The organism is Chromobacterium sp. S0633, assembly GCF_024158805.1.
In the GTDB taxonomy this organism is placed as follows: Bacteria; Pseudomonadota; Gammaproteobacteria; order Burkholderiales; family Chromobacteriaceae; genus Chromobacterium.
The window spans coordinates 54,689-71,678 of sequence record NZ_JAMZGH010000021.1; the positions used below are offsets into that span (position 1 = coordinate 54,689).

At 66.0% G+C, this 16,990-nt stretch carries 14 protein-coding genes; 5 read left to right on the forward strand and 9 right to left on the reverse strand.

The window, feature by feature from the left end; all coding sequences use genetic code 11:
- Nucleotides 1-371: 371 nt before the first annotated feature.
- From hutU to hutC, 4 genes are all read right to left on the reverse strand, one after another.
- The gene (hutU, locus tag NK214_RS13415; protein ID WP_253314738.1) at nt 372-2,045 is read right to left on the reverse strand and encodes a urocanate hydratase; all 1,674 of its coding nucleotides are present in this window, start codon (nt 2,043-2,045) and stop codon (nt 372-374) included.
- Nucleotides 2,046-2,120: 75 nt separating this feature from the next.
- Nucleotides 2,121-3,044, reverse strand: a complete 924-nt coding sequence (hutG, locus tag NK214_RS13420) for a formimidoylglutamase (RefSeq protein ID WP_253314739.1) — start codon at nt 3,042-3,044, stop codon at nt 2,121-2,123.
- Between the two features lie 15 nt (nt 3,045-3,059).
- Complete coding sequence (hutI, locus tag NK214_RS13425; protein WP_253314740.1) at nt 3,060-4,307, reverse strand: imidazolonepropionase; 1,248 nt, start codon at nt 4,305-4,307, stop codon at nt 3,060-3,062.
- A 254-nt stretch (nt 4,308-4,561) separates the two neighbouring features.
- The gene (gene hutC / locus NK214_RS13430) at nt 4,562-5,278 is read right to left on the reverse strand and encodes a histidine utilization repressor (protein WP_199225959.1); all 717 of its coding nucleotides are present in this window, start codon (nt 5,276-5,278) and stop codon (nt 4,562-4,564) included.
- 155 nt (nt 5,279-5,433) lie between these two features.
- Between hutC and NK214_RS13435 the strand changes: the two genes are divergently transcribed.
- From NK214_RS13435 to NK214_RS13445, 3 genes are all read left to right on the forward strand, one after another.
- Nucleotides 5,434-5,850, forward strand: a complete 417-nt coding sequence (locus NK214_RS13435; RefSeq protein ID WP_253314741.1) for a DUF962 domain-containing protein — start codon at nt 5,434-5,436, stop codon at nt 5,848-5,850.
- A 35-nt stretch (nt 5,851-5,885) separates the two neighbouring features.
- Complete coding sequence (locus NK214_RS13440; protein WP_253314742.1) at nt 5,886-6,755, forward strand: D-hexose-6-phosphate mutarotase; 870 nt, start codon at nt 5,886-5,888, stop codon at nt 6,753-6,755.
- 67 nt (nt 6,756-6,822) lie between these two features.
- The gene (locus tag NK214_RS13445) at nt 6,823-7,383 is read left to right on the forward strand and encodes a hypothetical protein (RefSeq protein WP_227105857.1); all 561 of its coding nucleotides are present in this window, start codon (nt 6,823-6,825) and stop codon (nt 7,381-7,383) included.
- Between the two features lie 212 nt (nt 7,384-7,595).
- Here the strand turns inward: NK214_RS13445 and NK214_RS13450 are convergent, their stop codons facing one another.
- From NK214_RS13450 to rarD, 5 genes are all read right to left on the reverse strand, one after another.
- Complete coding sequence (locus NK214_RS13450) at nt 7,596-9,470, reverse strand: M3 family metallopeptidase (protein WP_253314743.1); 1,875 nt, start codon at nt 9,468-9,470, stop codon at nt 7,596-7,598.
- A gap of 123 nt (nt 9,471-9,593) precedes the next feature.
- Nucleotides 9,594-10,157 carry a GNAT family N-acetyltransferase gene (locus NK214_RS13455; RefSeq protein WP_158274391.1) on the reverse strand — a complete coding sequence of 188 codons (564 nt, stop codon included), beginning with the start codon at nt 10,155-10,157 and terminating at the stop codon, nt 9,594-9,596.
- Nucleotides 10,151-10,342 carry a hypothetical protein gene (locus NK214_RS13460; protein WP_158274392.1) on the reverse strand — a complete coding sequence of 64 codons (192 nt, stop codon included), beginning with the start codon at nt 10,340-10,342 and terminating at the stop codon, nt 10,151-10,153. Before NK214_RS13460 ends, NK214_RS13455 begins: the two co-directional genes overlap by 7 nt.
- A gap of 304 nt (nt 10,343-10,646) precedes the next feature.
- Entirely contained in the window at nt 10,647-10,922 is a 276-nt protein-coding gene (locus tag NK214_RS13465; protein WP_081547485.1) for a hypothetical protein, read from the reverse strand.
- A gap of 301 nt (nt 10,923-11,223) precedes the next feature.
- Nucleotides 11,224-12,138, reverse strand: coding sequence for an EamA family transporter RarD (gene rarD / locus NK214_RS13470; RefSeq protein ID WP_107801307.1), 915 nt, complete (start codon nt 12,136-12,138; stop codon nt 11,224-11,226).
- Nucleotides 12,139-12,742: 604 nt separating this feature from the next.
- Here rarD and NK214_RS13475 point away from each other — a divergent pair.
- Nucleotides 12,743-16,219 (forward strand): indolepyruvate ferredoxin oxidoreductase family protein, encoded by a 3,477-nt coding sequence (locus NK214_RS13475; protein WP_253314744.1) that lies wholly within the window; start codon nt 12,743-12,745, stop codon nt 16,217-16,219.
- Nucleotides 16,220-16,427: 208 nt separating this feature from the next.
- Complete coding sequence (locus NK214_RS13480; protein ID WP_107801309.1) at nt 16,428-16,979, forward strand: hypothetical protein; 552 nt, start codon at nt 16,428-16,430, stop codon at nt 16,977-16,979.
- Nucleotides 16,980-16,990 lie beyond the last annotated feature (11 nt).

The window sequence follows — 16,990 nt, forward strand, 5'->3', positions numbered from 1 at the left end:
AGAGCGGCCGGTCATGACGAAGCAATGCGGACTGCGGGCGCGAACGCGCCGGTGCGTCTCAGTGGACGGGCAAGAACAACATGACCGTTTTTTTCCTTTGCAAGACGATTGCCAGCCCCGCCGCTTATTTGTACAAGCTTGTCGTGCGGGACCGCGGACCCGGGCCCTCCCGGATGCCGCCAGCCGCCGCCGGCGTGAGCGCGGCGGCGTTCCTACATTCAGAACAGGTTTACGATCTTGCGCGCTAGAGCGGGACAAGGCGTTGCGGCTGAAGACACGGAATGGTCATATGGCACATGAGCATTCTGAAACGGCTTTCAACGCCCTTTTCCATCTATCCTGCCGACGCGCAGCTGATCGTAAACAGGTTCTCAGCGCTTCAGCATCGGCAGGTCCAGCCCTTGCTCGCGCGCGCAGTGCTCGGCGATCTCGTAGCCGGCGTCGGCGTGACGCATCACCCCGGTGCCCGGATCGTTGCGCAGCACGCGGCCCACGCGCTTGGCCGCGGCGTCGCTGCCGTCGCAGACGATGACCACGCCGGAATGCTGGGAGAAGCCCATGCCCACGCCGCCGCCGTGATGCAGCGACACCCAGGTGGCGCCGCCGGCGGTGTTGAGCAAGGCGTTCAGCAGCGGCCAGTCCGACACGGCGTCGGAGCCGTCCTTCATGCTTTCGGTCTCGCGGTTGGGCGAGGCCACCGAGCCGGAGTCCAGATGGTCGCGGCCGATCACGATGGGGGCTTTCAATTCGCCGTTCTTGACCATCTCGTTGAAGGCCAGGCCCAGACGGGCGCGGTCTTGCAGGCCCACCCAGCAGATGCGCGCCGGCAAGCCCTGGAAGCTGATGCGCTCCTTGGCCATGTCCAGCCAGTTATGCAGATGCGGATCGTCCGGGATCAGCTCCTTGACCTTCTGGTCGGTCTTGTAGATGTCTTCAGGATCGCCGGACAGCGCTACCCAACGGAAGGGGCCGATGCCCTCGCAGAACAGCGGACGCACATAGGCGGGCACGAAGCCGGGGAAGTCGAAGGCATTGGCCACGCCCTCTTCCAGCGCCATCTGGCGGATGTTGTTGCCGTAGTCCAGCGTGGCGGCGCCGCGTTCTTGCAAAGTCAGCATCGCGCGCACCTGCGCCGCCATCGATTTCTTGGCGGCGGCGGTGATTTCGGCGCCGGAGGTCTTCTGCTTGGCGCGCCATTGCTCCACGGTCCAGCCCTGTGGCAGATAGCCGTGCACCGGGTCGTGGGCCGAGGTCTGGTCGGTGACCACGTCCGGGGTGATGCCGCGCGCCACCAGCTCCGCGAACACGTCGGCGGCGTTGCCCAGCAGGCCCACCGACACCGCCTTGCCGCTGTGCTTGGCCTCGTCGATGATGGCCAGCGCCTCGTCCAGGGTCTTGGCCTTGCGGCCCACATAGCGGGTTTTCAGGCGGAAATCGATGCGGGTCTCGTCGCATTCGACGGCGATCATGCTGAAGCCGGCCATGGTGGCGGCCAGCGGCTGGGCGCCGCCCATGCCGCCCAGACCGCCGGTCAGGATCCAGCGGCCTTGCGGCTTGCCGTCGAAATGCTGATTGGCGACGGCGAAGAAGGTTTCGTAAGTCCCCTGCACAATGCCTTGCGAGCCGATGTAGATCCAGGAGCCGGCCGTCATCTGGCCGTACATCATCAGGCCCTTCTTATCCAGCTCGTTGAAGTGCTCCCAGTTGGCCCAGTGCGGCACCAGATTGGAGTTGGCGATCAAGACGCGCGGCGCGTCGGCGTGGGTCTTGAACACGCCCACCGGCTTGCCGGACTGCACCAGCAGGGTTTCGTCGTCCTCCAGACGCTTGAGCACGTCCAGGATGGTGTCGTAGCACTTCCAGTCGCGGGCGGCGCGGCCGATGCCGCCGTACACCACCAGGCTTTGCGGGTGCTCGGCCACTTCCGCGTCCAGATTGTTCTGGATCATGCGGTAGGCGGCCTCGGTCAGCCAGCTCTTGCAAGTCAATTCGCTGCCGCGCGGCGCGCGGATGTGGCGGGTCGGATCAAAACGCGGGTCGGACATCGGTATTCTCCTTTGTAGGCCCGCCGCCGGTTGTGGCCCGGCGGGCGGGGAATGACGCTATCGCTATCAACGGGTTCAGGGCTGTTTCAGATGCCGGCCTATGCTCCACGCCAGCCGGGCGGCGGTTTTGGCGCCGTGGCTGTCGATGTCGAAGGCCGGGTTCAGTTCCACCAGGTCGGCGGCCGCCAATTTGCCGCTTTCGGCCAGACGCCGGACCAGGGCCTCGACCACGGGCAGCGCCACCCCCATGGCGGCGGGGGCGGAAACCGCCGGCATCACGCTGGCGGGCAATACATCCAGATCTATGGTCAGGTAGACGATGTCCACCTGATCGACGAAGGCCATCATCGCGCTGCGCACCGTGGACAAGGTGTCCAGCGTCATATCGCTGTCCAGCGTCCACTTGACGCCGAGCGCGCGGGCGCGGGCGAACAAGGCCTGGGTGTTGGACGGCTCGGCCACGCCCAGGCACAGATAATGGAAGGGCCGGCCGGCCTGCGCGCAGTCGGCGGAGATCTGGGCGAACGGGGTGCCGGAGGTGGCTTCGGCCGCTTCGCGGATGTCGAAATGGGCGTCGAAATTGACGATGCCTATCACCTTGTCCGGATGCGCGGCCGCCAGTCCGCGCCAGGTGCCGTAGGCGGTTTCGTGGCCGCCGCCCAGCACCAGCGGAAAGTGGCCGTCGGCGCGCAGCCGGCGCACCTGTTCGCCCAAGCGCGCCTGCGCGGCGTCCAGGTCGCCGTCGGCGCAGGCCACGTCGCCGACGTCGCACAAGGGCAAAGCCTGATGCCAGGCCAGATTGGCCAGCGCCTTGCGGATCGCCGTCGGGCCGGCGGCGGCGCCGACGCGGCCCTGATTGCGGCGCACGCCCTCGTCGCAGGAGAAACCGACGATGCCGACGCCCGGCTCCAGCCCGGCGGCGTAGGGACGCGCCAGCTGATGCCAGCGCCGCGCCAGATCGCCCTCGCCGGCGTCGACCCGGCCGCTCCAAACACTCATGTCCACGCTCATGCTTCAACAGCCTTTCATATGCTGCGCCACGCCGCGGAACACGCGCTGACGCAAAGGATTGTCGCCCAGGCCGTAAACGATCTCGGCCGGCGAATCGATGTCCCACACCAGCAGGTCGGCGACATGGCCGGCGGCCAGCCGGCCGTGGCTGGCGCCGCGGCCCAGGGCTTGCGCCGCGTGGCGGGTGACGCCGGCCAACGCTTCTTCCGGCGTCAGGCCGAACAGCACGCAGGCCTGGTTCATCGCCAGCCGGATGGAGGCGAACGGGCTGGTGCCGGGGTTGAGATCGGTGGACACCGCCATCGGCACGCCGGCGGCGCGCAGCAGCTCCACCGGCGGCTTTTGGGTTTCACGCAGGAAGTAGAACGCGCCCGGCAGCAGCACCGCCACGGTGCCGGCGGCCTTCAGCGCGGCCACGCCGGCGGCGTCCAGGTATTCAACGTGATCGGCGGACCAGCCGCCGAACTCGGCCACCAGTTCGGCGCCGTGCAGATTGGACAGCTGCTCGACATGGCCTTTGACCTTGAGGCCGTGCGCGCGCGCCGCTTCGAACACGCGGCGGGTCTGCGCCGGCGAGAAGCCCACGCTTTCGCAGAAAGCGTCCACCGCCTCGGCCAGGCCGGCGCGCGCGGCGGCCGGCAGGATGGCGTCCACGATGTGGTCGATGTAGGCGTCGGGCCGGCCGGCGTACTCAGGCGGCAGCGCGTGGGCGGCCAGCAAGGTGGCGGACACTTCCACCGGCAGCTCGTCCCGCAGGCGCCGCGCCGCGCGCAGCTGCTTGAGTTCGTCCTCCAGGCTCAGGCCGTAGCCGGACTTGATCTCCACCGTGGTCACGCCCTCGGCCATCAAGGCGCGCAAGCGCGGCTTGGCGGCGGCGGCCAGGCCGGCTTCGTCCAGCGCCCGGGTGGCGCGCACGGTGGAGACGATGCCGCCGCCCTCGGCGGCGATCTGCTGATAAGGCACGCCGTTGAGGCGCTTTTCCCATTCGGCGGCGCGGTTGCCGCCGTAAACCAGGTGAGTGTGGCAATCGATGAAGCCGGGCGTGATCCAGGCGCCCTTGGCGTCGATCACCGCGCCGTCGAAGCCGGCGGGGTCCACGTCCGCGGCCGCCGGCAGCGCGACGATGCGGCCGGCTTCCAGCAATAGCGCGTGGCCGTCCAGCGCGCCGTAAGGCGCCGGGCGGCTAGGGTCCATGGTCGCCAGCCTGGCGTTGATCCACAGGCTGCGGCGATCCGTTTCGGCTTGACTCATGGTGGGCTCGCTGCGGGTTATTTGTATATACAATTAATCCTATCCAAACAGCCTGTCAAGTTTGAAGCGGTGATTTTTGTAAACAGGCCGAATTGGCAGATTTTACTTATAGTCCAATCACTTGATGTTGCATGGCAACAAAAAAGCCGCCCGGCGGCGGCTTGAGGCGACTGGAAAATTCAGCCTCTATTTGTATATACAATATTGCGCTCGAACAAGCGCGGCAAGCTGCGGCGCAGCATCCCCGCCGCCGCTCAGCGCTTGACCCGGGTTTGCGAACGCAATTTGTAGCGCGAGCCCGGATGCGTCAGCCGCGCGAAGCTGACCAGCTTCTTGTGCGACCAAGTGCGGCGCAAAACCAATAGGCAGGGCTCCTGCGCCCTCATGTCCAGCATCGCCTGCTCGGCCGCGCTGGGCAGCACCGCCTCCACGCTGTGCTCGATGTCGGTCAGCGGGCAGTTCTTCATCAGATAGTCGTTGGGCGTGCGGCTGCTGAAGTCCTGCTCCAGATAATCCGGCGCGAAAGCGGGATTGACGTAGCGGTCTTCCAGCTGGATGGCCACATCGTCCTCGCGGTGGACGATGAGCGAGCGGAACACCGTGCTGCCCTCCTTCACCCCCAGGCGCAGCGCCACGTCTTCGGTGGCCTGCACGGCCTTGAGTTCGTAGACGTCGGCGCTGTGGCGATGGCCGCGCGCCTCGATTTCTTCGGAGATGTTGTTGATGTCCAGCAGCGGGGACTCCGCCTTGCGCTCCGCCACATACGTGCCGTCGCCGGCGAAACGCAGCAGGATGCCGGCCTCGGCCAGATCCCGCACCGCCTTGTTGACGGTCATGCGCGATACCTGGAACTGACGCGCCAACTCCAGCTCGGGCGGAATCTTGCCGCCTGGCAGAAACTGGCGGGAACGAATGCCTTCAAGGATGTATTCCTTGATGCGCAGATAACGCGGTTGTGCTGTGGATGACACCTTGGGAACCCAGACATTAACGGTTGGCAAAAGGATTGTAGCCCAAGGCGACGCGCAAGCCCCTGATCCAGCGCAGACAAAACCGGCCGCGGGCATTGCCGCCGCCGCTTGTCTGCGCCAAGATGGAAGCCCGTCGCCCGTTTGCGAGGCCTGACATGACGCTTGAGCAATGGTTGCAAGAGTATGATCTCAGTCACCGCCATCCCGTCAATATCCGCATTCATAAAATCTGCGTGCCCGCCATCGTGTTCGCGCTCTTGGGCCTGCTCTCCAGCGTGCCCTCGCCGCTGAACCTCGCCTGGCTGGCGGCGGCGGCCGGCCTGGCCTTCTATTGGCGGCTGGGCCGCGCGCCCGTGCTGGCGATGGCGGCGATGTGCCTGCCCATGCTCTTGCTTCTGGAGGCGGCGTCCCGCGCCGGCCTGCCGCTGGCGCTGCTCTCTCTGGGGCTGTTCGTCGTCGCCTGGATCGGCCAGTTCGTCGGCCACGCGATCGAGGGCAAAAAGCCCTCCTTTCTGCGCGATCTGCAATTCCTGCTGATCGGCCCGCTGTGGACGCTGCGCCGCTGGCTGTAGCGCGCTATCATCGGTTTTTTGCCCGGAAGCTCCGTATGTCCGTCGCCCTGCCTCCCGCCGCCGCGCTGTCCAGCCGCGCGCCCGGCGTCGATATCCTCGTCATCTCCGCGGCGGATTTTCACGCGGAAATCTCCTTGCTGGGCGGTCAGTTGCTCAGCTTCCGCGCCGCCGGCCAGCAACCCTTGCTGTATTTGTCGCCGCAGGCGCGCTACCTGCCGGGCAAGGCCATACGCGGCGGCGTGCCGCTGTGCTGGCCCTGGTTCGGCCCGCACCCCGACGACGCGAGCCTGCCGGCCCACGGCGTGGCGCGCACGCAAGCCTGGCGCCTGGACGAGGTCCGCGAGGACGCCGGCGCGTTCCACGTGAAACTCTCCGGCCCGGAATGCGACGGCCTGACGGCGGAAATGGAATACCGGCTGGGCGCGGCGGTGGAAGCGGCGCTGACCACCCGCAACCTCGGCGACCGCCCGCAACGCCTCGGCGCCGCGCTGCACAGTTATCTGGCGGTGGGCGACGCGCGCCAAGCCGCCTTGTCCGGCCTGGACGGCGAGCGCTGTCACGACAAGGTGGCCGGCCGCGAAAGCCGCTGGCCGGACGGCGAATTCCGCTTCCGGGGCGAGGTGGACAGCATTGTTTACAGCGAGCGCCCCGCCTTGCTGCGCGACCCGGTCTGGCGGCGTTGCATTCGCGTCACAGCGGAAGGCGCCGGCAGCGTGGTGGTGTGGAATCCGGCGGCGGAGAAAACCGCCTTGCTGGGCGACTTGCCGGACGCCGCCTGGCTTGATTTCGTCTGCGTGGAAACCGCCAACGCCGGCGACGATGTCCGACTGCTCGCCCCCGGCGCCAGCCACCGCCTGGCCTGCCGCTTGACGCTGGAACCCTTCCACGGCGAGGCCGGGGTATAATGAGGGCCGATGCCGCCGCGGCGCACAGCCCGGCGGACCGCGTTTTTCAGTTCCGGAACCCCTAGCGATGGCCAGACCCGACAAGATTTCCCGTTTCCTGCCGATTTCCTTTGCCAACGGCAACAGCGTGCGCCGCTTCGGCAAACACTGCCCCAGCTGCCGCGCGATGGTGGGCTCGGAGCATATGGAAGGCATCGCCAGCAAACAGCAGGACAAGATCTTCCTCGCGGCCCAGGCGCGCTGCCCGTCCTGCGGCGCCGGTTTCCCGGTGCGTTGCGTGATCACGGACGACAAGCGCGTGCACCGCGTGCTGCTGCCGCATTGGGCCTTCCGCATGTGGCTGCACATGGCCACCCGCAACGATCCGCAACCGCCCGGCGACGAAAACTGGACGCTGGAGGCAAGCCCGTCGGAAACGCCGCAGCAAGGTTTCGTGCTGCCCGACAACGCCTTCGTCACCCGCTCGGAAGAAGTGCTGGGCCGTTTTCAGGGCGAGCCCATCAACGCCTGGATTGAATATCAGGGCCAGCGCTTCGTGTTCGAACGCGCCGCGCCGCCCAGCGGCGACGCCCGGCTGGACTCAAGCGAGCTGCTGTTTGAAGGCCGGCTGATCTACCGCCAGGCCTGAAGTCTATAGCGCCGCTTCTGCTTCTGAGCGAGGACAAAGAAAACGGCAGCCCTTGGGCTGCCGTTGTCATGCGCGGCCTCAGAATGTGTTTACGCTCTCGCGAGCTAAGGCGAGCGTCTGAGAAAGCGGAATGTGCACGTGGTACATGAGCATGTTGAGCTTGTACTCACCGTGTAACGCTCCGCGACGCGCAGCAGATTATGAACAGCTTCTCAGTGCGCCGCGGCCGGGTAGCGCTCTCTGACCCAAGTCTCGAAACGGCGGCACATTTCCGCCTCCCCGGCCTCGTTGTCGGCGATCAGCTCGGCGCCGTGCACCAGCCGTATCGTCGCGTCCAGCCGCTCCGGGTAATCCTGCGCGTAGTTCCGCTCCGCGGCGGCGGCGATCTGCCGCTCCGCCTCTTGCCAGGCCTCGGCCGCGCTGCGCTTGCAGGCCTCGGCCAGATAAAGAGCGTTGAAATGCTCGCCGGTCAGGCTCAGCAAGGTGGCGTCGTGGCTGAGGCTGTTGCCCGGCGCCCAGTAATGCTCGGCCAGCAGCGGGCCGATCGCCGGGTTGTCGGTCAGATAGCCGTATTCGCGCAGGAAATGGGCGCGGGTCTGATACACCGCCATATGCGCCAGCAGATAGCCGTGATAGGACGCCGCCGACTCCTGGTTCAGCAGATGCGGAATCGCCAGCAGCGGCCGCGGACCGCATTCCACGCCCAGAATCTCGCGCTCGCAACGACGCGCCAGCGCCAACACCGTCTCCGGCTTCAGTTCCGCCTCCGGCAAGCGATACAACTCGCGCTCGAAGTAGGCGACCACGGCGATGGAGCGCTCGGAGAAGGCGAAGAAGGGCTGGACCGCTTCGATGCGCGCGCGGATCAAGGCGTCCGGCATCGCCTCCCCCGCGGCGTTGCGCGCGTAGCGCTTCAGCCAGTCGGCGTCGTTCAGCAGGCTGTCGCAGAACATGCTCTGAGTTTCGGCGTAAGCCATCGAAGTGGGCGCGAACTCCTGGGAGAAGCACGGCGCGTTCTGGATCACATTGGCGAAGTGCGCGGCGTGGCCGCCTTCGTGGAACAGGGTGTTGATCGCGCGCGCGCCGCTGCCCACCTGGTCCGGCGTGGCGTCGGCGGTGAAATTGATCCGGCCCGGCACCCAGCGTCCATCGTCGTAAAAGCTGGGCACCGGCCCGTGGCAGAAACCGTTCTGATACTTGCCCTTGCGCTCCACCAGGTCCAGCTGCATCGTGGCTTGCCGGTATTGCACGCCCAGCCGGCGGAAACTCAGCACCCAGCGCTCCACCGCCTTGGAGAACGGCAGATAAGGGTCCATCTGCCGGGTGACGTCGCCGCTCATGTGAAAACGCAGATTGTGCGGCAGCAGAGCGTCCTCGCCCTTGTCGTCGGCCAGACGCCGCAGCGCTTGCTGATTGGCCTCGCGGGTGCGCGCCTCGAAATCGTCGAGAACGGCGAACAGCGCCTCCGGCGTCATCTGCTCGTTCTTGCGCACCTTGTGCTCGAAATAATCGGCGCTGCCCAGGCTGCGCGCCAGCGCGTTGCGCTGTTTGACGATGTCGAGAAAGCCGTTGTCCAACACCCAGCGCTCGAGATCGAGCAAGGCGTCGTGCGAGCTCTTGCGCGCGGCGGCGTCCGGGTTGGTGGTCATATTGATGCTCAACATGGTCAGCGTCGCCTCTTCGCGCTCGCCGCGCTCGTTGACGTGGCTGAGCGCGAGATCGCGGCGCTTGGCGAACAACGCGGCCTCCATCTCGATCAGCCGGCGCATCTGCTCCTGCGCCGCCTCGCTGTCGACGATATTGCTCGCGAACAAGGCCAACCATCCCCGATAACCGTGCAGCAGGGCGTCGCGCTCCGCGCCGGCCGGCTGCGCCTGCAAGCCCTCCAGCGCCGCGCGCACCGCCGTCAGCCGCTCCGGGCTGGAGATGAAGGCCTTGTAGGCGGCTTCCGCGCGGGCGAAACCGTCGTGGTCGTCGGACACCGCCATATAGGTGTCCCAGAACAGGTCTTCCTTGGTCTTGTGCACCGCCAGGTAATCGCGGTTGAGCTGGTCGAAGCCCGCGCGCAGTTCGGCAATCGCTGTCATCTTGCTCACTCTCCTTTGCGCTGTCCGTCGGCCGCTTGTGGCGGGCCGGAACAGTCTGTTTATGAAGTTTGCATTAAGTGTGCGCGAGCGTCCTCCGCCGGTCAAGCGCGGGCCGCGCCCAAGCTAGCCGCGCGCTTCCGCCGCCCATTGCAGGACTTCCCGCCGCGGGCCGGCGAAGGGCGGCGGCACCGCGGACAAGAGCAGGCTCAGCCTCGGCTCAGCGCCCAGCGGCTGCACCACGAAACCCAAACGCCGCGCCAATTGCAGCATGGCGATGTTGCCGGGCGCGCAATCGGCCCAGATCCGGTGCCAGCCCAATTGGCGGTAGCCGAAGTCCAGCATCATCCGCGCCGCCTCCAGCGCGTAGCCCTGGCCCCAGGCCGATTCCGCCAGTTCGATGCCGAAGCCGGCTTCGCCGCCGCGTCCCAGGCCGCGCAGGCCGACCGAACCGAGCAGCGCCTTGTCTTCGACGCGCACGATGGCCAGCTGCCAGCCGCGGCGGGGAGCGTCGCGCTGCTGCTCCAGAAAGCGCAGCAATAACTGCCCGCTGCGCGCAGGCGTGAGTTCTTCCGGTGGGTAATGACGGGCGAACTCGCGGCCGCTGCGCGCCATCGCGTAGGCGGCGTGGTCGTCCGGGCGGAAATCGCGCAGCATCAGACGCCGGCTGTAGAGCAAGGGGCTCAGCATAAGCCGCCCTTCTCCAGCCGTAGCCGGTGAATGCGCTGTTCCAGCTCCTGGCGACGGTGTCGCTCTTGTTGATCCTGGTGTTGAGTCTGGCTTCTCAGCCATGCTTTATCGGTCAACGCCGCGTGGTCGTCGCCGAGAATGTCGCGCAGCAAGTGCCGCGACAGGGGAATAAAGAACAATGCCATGATGGCGTAACCTGTAAAGAACGATAAAGATCATGGACGGCTGGCCCGCGGGGAGCGGGAAGGCGTCCGGCATGCGTCGTCCGGCTTGTGGGGCCGGGCGACGCTGCGCAGTCTGCTACCGGGATGGCATGGCGTCAAGCATAATCTGAGCGAAACATACCTATGGCATGGATGGAGGGAAGCCGTAGCCGCTAAATCCGTTTACGCTCCTCGCGAGCGGGAACGAGACAGGCGAACGCCGCCGAGAAAAGCGTAGGAGCGGTACGAAGGGGCGCGCCGCGCCCGGCGGGCATGGCGCAGGCGCTCAGCGCCACCAGCCGAGATAACGGGCCAGGCTGGTGGAAATGGCCGCGTCGGTCAGGCCCAATTGCAGGCCCACCATCGCCGCGTAGAGCTGCATGCCGTGTTCGTCCGGCATATAGGGCAGCGCCCAATCGCTCAACATCGGATACAGCAAGCACGCCAGCAACAGGCCTGCCGCCAGCGCCGCGCCCACCCAGGCGCGGGAACGCGCGCGCAGGGCCAAGCGGATCAGAAGATCCGAACCGAAGAAAACCACGCTAACCAGATAGAGCGCCATGACGCGCCTCCTTGCAAAATATTGACCATGTCACTCCGCCGCCGGCGGCACGAGGGCGGCTCGGAGCGAATGCTTGTTTTTGGGGCAATCAGGGGCGGCAACGCATTGCAATGATGCATGGGCGGCGCGGTGCAACCGCGCTCGGTGCTTTTGAACGGCTGGCGCGGGCCGGATTCGGCTCGGCAATGGGCCGACGCCGGAAACACTCGGCGACGGCCCATTGAGTGGTTTATAGCAGACTCTCCTAATGAAAACAGCCCGCGTTTCTTGCGAAACGCGGGCTGCTCCAAACGCGGAAAACTCAGGTCGCGGCGGCGCGTCGCCCCTGCCACATCTGCAGCAGACCGGCGGCGGAGTACAGCAGCAGCGCCGCCCAGATCAGGCCGAAACCCAGCGCGCGGCCGCTGTCGAACGCCTCTCCGAACAAGAGCACGCCCAGCGCCAGCTGGATGCTGGGGCCGATGTACTGGATCACTCCCACCGTCGCCAGCTTGAGCCGGCGCGCGCCGGCGGCGAACAGCAGCAAGGGCACCGCGGTCACCACGCCGGCGCCTATCAGCAAACCGGTCTGCGCGGCGGAGCCATGGCCGAAAGCGCCCTGCCCCTGCCATTCGAACCAGACCAGGGCCAGCGCCGCCAGCGGCGTCATCAGGAAGGTTTCCAAAGCCAGGCCCTCCAGCGAGGCCAAGGGCGCCTTCTTGCGCAGCAGGCCGTACAAGCCGAAGGTGGCCGCCAGCGACAGCGCGATCCACGGCAAGGCGCCGGCGCTGTAAGTGATCCAGGCCACGCCGGCCGCCGCCAGCAGCAAGGCGGCGTTCTGCAGCCCGCTCAAGCGCTCGGACAGAAAGATCCGGCCCAACAACACATTGAACAGCGGATTGATGAAATAGCCCAGGCTGCCCTCCACCACGTGGCCGGCGTTCACCGCCCAGATATAGATCAGCCAGTTCAGCGACAGCAGCAGGGAAGACAGGCCGAAGATGCCCAGCTTTCGCGGCTCTCGCACCGCGGCCGGCAGCCAGCCCCAATGATTGCGCGCGGTCAGCACCGCCGCGACGAACACCGCAGACCAGACAATGCGGTGGCACAGAATTTGCAAAGCCGGGACATCGTGCAGCGGCTTCCAGTACAGAGGAAACAGACCCCAACAGATGAAGGCGGCAACGGTGAAAACGACGCCGCGGCCGCTTTCGGGGGTAGAAGAAACTGAACTCATGGGATTTCACACAGCAAGGGAGGGGGTCAGGATGACAGCTTAACCAAATTGCCTCAGCGGAAAAACCGCTATTCAATCAACAGATTGTTCAATATTTAAAACAATGACTTTCCGGATGGCAAACATGCTGCGCTGGCACAATCGCCGCAGTCGCCGTCCAATTCAGTCAATCTCTTTGACGTTGACGTAAACGTAACTTATAGTCCGATCAAATAGAGAAAAGACTCTAGAAACCAGCCCCGGACCAGGGACCGCGCCGGCATGCAGAACATGCCGGCGATCAAAAAAACACCGGCTGGAAGATGGAGCTCAACCGCTGACAGCAAAGGAGAAGCCGTCGGCGCCGCACAGACCGCACACATGCGGCGGGCGCAGACACACCGGGCCGCCGCCCTTGCATAGAACCTGTTCAATGTCTGCCGCGCTCAACGCGAGAAACTTGAAACAGGCTCTCATAAGGGCGGTGACACCGGGCCAGCGGGTCTAAAACTTAAGGAGAAGGCCGGCCGAATGCGCCCACAAGGCGCAGGCCGGCCCCATCGCCACAAGCGATGGGACGTCCGCCGCGCGGCGGACGCGCCCGAGAATGACAGGAGGAGAAACCATGTCGATCCGCCACGCAGACCTGGAAGAAAAATACACGGCCCCCACCGGCCAGGTGCTGATGACCGGGATTCAGGCGCTGGTGCGCCTGCCCATGCTGCAACAACAACTGGACCGCGCCGCCGGGCTCAATACCGCCGGCTACGTCACCGGCTACCGCGGCTCCCCGCTGGGCAATGTCGACCAGACCATGCAGAAGGCCGGCAAATACCTGAAGGAACACAATGTGGTGTTCCATCCCGGCCTCAACGAGGACCTGGCCGCCACCGCGGTCTGGGGCACCCAGCAGGTGAATATGTTCGACGGCCCCAAATACGACGGCGTCTACGCGCTGTGGTACGGCAAGGGTCCGGGCGTGGACCGCTCCGGCGACGTGCTCAAGCACGGCAACGCCGCCGGCACCAGCCGCCACGGCGGCGTGCTGCTGGTGGCCGGCGACGACCACGCGGCCAAGTCGTCCACCTTCCCGCATCAATCCGACCACATCCTCGCCGCCAGCATGATTCCAGTGCTCAGCCCGTCCGGGGTGCAGGAAATCCTGGACTACGGCCTGCACGGCTGGGCGATGAGCCGCTATTCCGGCTGTTGGGTGTCGATCAAGGCGATCTCCGACACCATCGAAAGCTCCGCCATCGTCGACATCTCCCCGGAACGGCTGCAGTTCAAGATTCCGGAAGACTTCCCCTTGCCCGAGGACGGCCTCAACATCCGCTGGCCGGACGCGCCGCTGGCGCAGGAAAAACGCGTGCTGCACCACCGCCTGTACGCGGCGCTGGCCTATGCCCGCGCAAACAAGCTGAACCACATCACGCTGGATTCCCCCAAGCCGCGGCTGGGCATCATCACCTGTGGCAAAAGCTATCTGGACGTGATGCAGGCGCTGGACGATCTGGGCATAGACGAGGCGCTGGCCGCCGACATCGGCCTGCGCATCTTCAAGGTGGGCATGGTCTGGCCGCTGGAGCCGGAAGGCGTGCGCCAGTTTGCAGAAGGCCTGGAAGAGATCCTGGTGGTGGAGGAAAAACGCCAGATCATCGAATACCAGTTGAAAGAGCAGCTGTACAACTGGCGCGACGACGTGCGCCCGCGCGTGGTGGGCAAGTTCGCCGAAAAAGGCGAATGGGCGCTGCCGCACGGCGACTGGCTGCTGCCGGCCGCCGGCGAGCTGACCCCGGCGATGATCGCCCGCGCCATCGCCGGCCGGCTGGCGCTGATCTTCGACAGCCCCATCATCCACGACAGGCTGAAGTTCTACGACGACAAGGAAGCCCAGCTGGTCAAACCGCGCGAGTCCATCGCCCGCGTGCCCCACTACTGCTCCGGCTGTCCGCACAACACCAGCACCAAGGTGCCGGAAGGCAGCCGCGCCGTCGCCGGCATCGGCTGCCACTATATGGCGCACTGGATTCAGGCCGACAGCACCAAGACCTTCACCCAGATGGGCGGCGAAGGCATCACCTGGGTGGGCCAGGCGCCGTTCACCCACACCAAGCACATTTTCACCAATCTGGGCGACGGCACCTACTTCCACTCCGGCCTGCTGGCCATCCGCGCCGCCGTGGCCGCCAAGGTCAACATCACCTACAAGATCTTGTACAACGACGCGGTGGCGATGACCGGCGGCCAGCACGTGGACGGCTATCTGGACGTGCCCATGATCACCCGCCAGCTGGCGGCGGAAGGCATCAAGCGCATCGTGATCACCAGCGACGATCCGGACAAATACCAAAACGTCCAGGGCCTGGCGGCCGGCGTGGAAGTCTTCCACCGCCGCGAACTGGACCGGCTGCAAAAAGAACTGCGCGAAGTCGAAGGTACCACCATCCTGATCCACGATCAGACCTGCGCCGCCGAGAAGCGCCGCCGCCGCAAACGCGGCGACTACCCCGACCCGGCCAAGCGCGCCTTCATCAACCAGCAGGTCTGCGAAGGCTGCGGCGATTGCGGCCAGAAATCCGGCTGTCTGTCGGTGTTGCCGGTGGAAACCCCGCTGGGCCGCAAACGCAAGATCGACCAGTCCAGCTGCAATAAGGACTACTCCTGCGTAGAGGGCTTCTGCCCCAGCTTCGTCACCGTGGAAGGCGGCCAGCTGAAAAAATCCGCCGGCAGCAGCGCCAGCCTGGGCGCGATGCCGGCGCTGCCGGAGCCGACGATTCCGCAGCTCCACGAACCGTTCAGCATCATGGTCACCGGCGTCGGCGGCACCGGCGTGGTCACCATAGGCCAGGTGCTGGGCATGGCCGCCTATCTGGACCGCAAGGGCGTCACCGTGCTGGACATGGCCGGCCTGGCGCAGAAAGGCGGTTCGGTGTGGTCGCATGTGCGCATCGCCGACAGCCAGGACAAGCTGCACGCGGTGCGCATCGCCGCCGGCGACGCCAACCTGGTGCTGGGCTGCGATCTGGTGGTCACCGCCGCCGAGGAGGCGCTGGCCAAGATGCGCGACGGCTTCAGCCACGCCATCGTCAACAACTACGAATCGCCGACCAGCGCCTTCCTGAAAAACCCGGACGTGCGCTTCCCCAGCAAGGCGATGAAGGACGCCGTCGTCGAATCGGTGGGCGCCGGCCGCTACAGCGAGGTCAACGCCACCCGGCTGGCCACCTCGCTGCTGGGCGACGCCATCGCCAGCAATATGTTCATGCTGGGCTACGCCTGGCAAAAGGGTTTGGTGCCGGTGACGCTGGAAGCCATCATGGAAGCGGTGCGCCTGAACGGCGCCGCGGTCAAGTTCAATCAGGACGCCTTCAGCTGGGGCCGCCACGCCGCCCATGATCCGGCGCGCATCGAAGCGCTGGTCAGCCCGTCGGCGGTGGTGGCCTTCGTTCCACGTGAAACGCCGGACGCGGTGCTGCACCATCGCGCCACCGCGCTGACCGCCTACCAGAACGCGGCGCTGGCCGAACGCTACAAGGCGCTGGTCGGCCGCGTGCGCCAGGCCGAGGAAGCGCTGAACCCGGCCAGCAGCGCGCTGACGCTGGCGGTGGCCAAGAACTACTTCCATGTGCTGGCCTACAAGGACGAGTTCGAAGTGGCCCGGCTCTACACCGACGGCGGCTTCCAGCGCGAGCTGGCGCAACAGTTCGACGGCGATTACCAGCTGCGCTTCCACATCGGCGCCGGCTGGATCACCGGCGGCCAGCCGCGCAAAGTGGCTTTCGGCCCCTGGCTGCTGACCGGCATGAAGTGGCTGGCCAAGCTGCGCTTCCTGCGCGGCACCCTGCTGGACCCGTTCGCTTGGCAGGCCGACCGCAAGCTGGAACGCAGGCTGATCGGCGAGTTCGAACAACAGGTGGACGCCTTGCTGGGCGGTCTGACGCTGGACGCGCTGCCGCGCGCGGTGGAGCTGGTGAAAACCTGGGAAGGCGTGCGCGGCTTCGGCCACATCAAGGAGCGCAACTACCAGCAGGCCAAGAGCAAGCAAACGCAGCTGCTGAGCGAGCTGAAGCCGGGGGGCAAAAACCGCCAGGTGGCCTAAGTTGAACAGATTGAAGTTGCTGTAAACGTAGTACCCGAGTGTTCCTACAGCTTGCGGGCGTCGACCAAGGTCGACGCCCTTTTTTTACCCATTCTTTCTGCCGGTCGCGCCCTGCTCGCATTGAAAATGCCAAAAGCATTTCCTAGCCTCAAGACTGGCGCACTCTCGCGCCGTCCCATCCCAAGCTTGTCCGCATAGGAGACCCCATATGTCCCTGAACTGTCGCCACTGGCTGCTCGCCTCCGCCTGCGCGCTGCTATTGGGCTGCGCGTCCACGCCCGGCAGCGACCGCTGCGCCGGCTTGACCCAGCCAGCCCTGCCCGGCATGGCCGCGGTGGATAATCCCGATCTGCTGAACAGCGCATTGGGCCAGCCCGGCAAAGGCGGCCTGTGCGCCGGCCAGGTGCGGCGCCAGGAGCCGGCGGATCAAACCGTGACGGTCTACCGCGTGTACGACAGCGCCAAGGCCAATTCGCGGCTGGGCCGCTGGTGGTCGTTCAGCCAGCCGCAAGGGCCGGTGGCCGCCTACCGCGCCGCCAACGCCATCTGCCCAAGCTGGAGCCAGCTCAACCGCATGGTGCGCTGCCAATTGAAAGTGGGCGCCCAGGTGGCGGTGGGCCCGGGCCAGAGCGCCGATTGCGCGCCGGACGCCAACTATCCGCCCTCGCCGGTCAACCAGGTCTACATCCCCAACGCCAGCCCGGACAGCCTGCTGGTGGAGCGCTGCGAGGACCTGGGAGATTTCCCGCCGGCCTCTTGAGCAAGACCCCA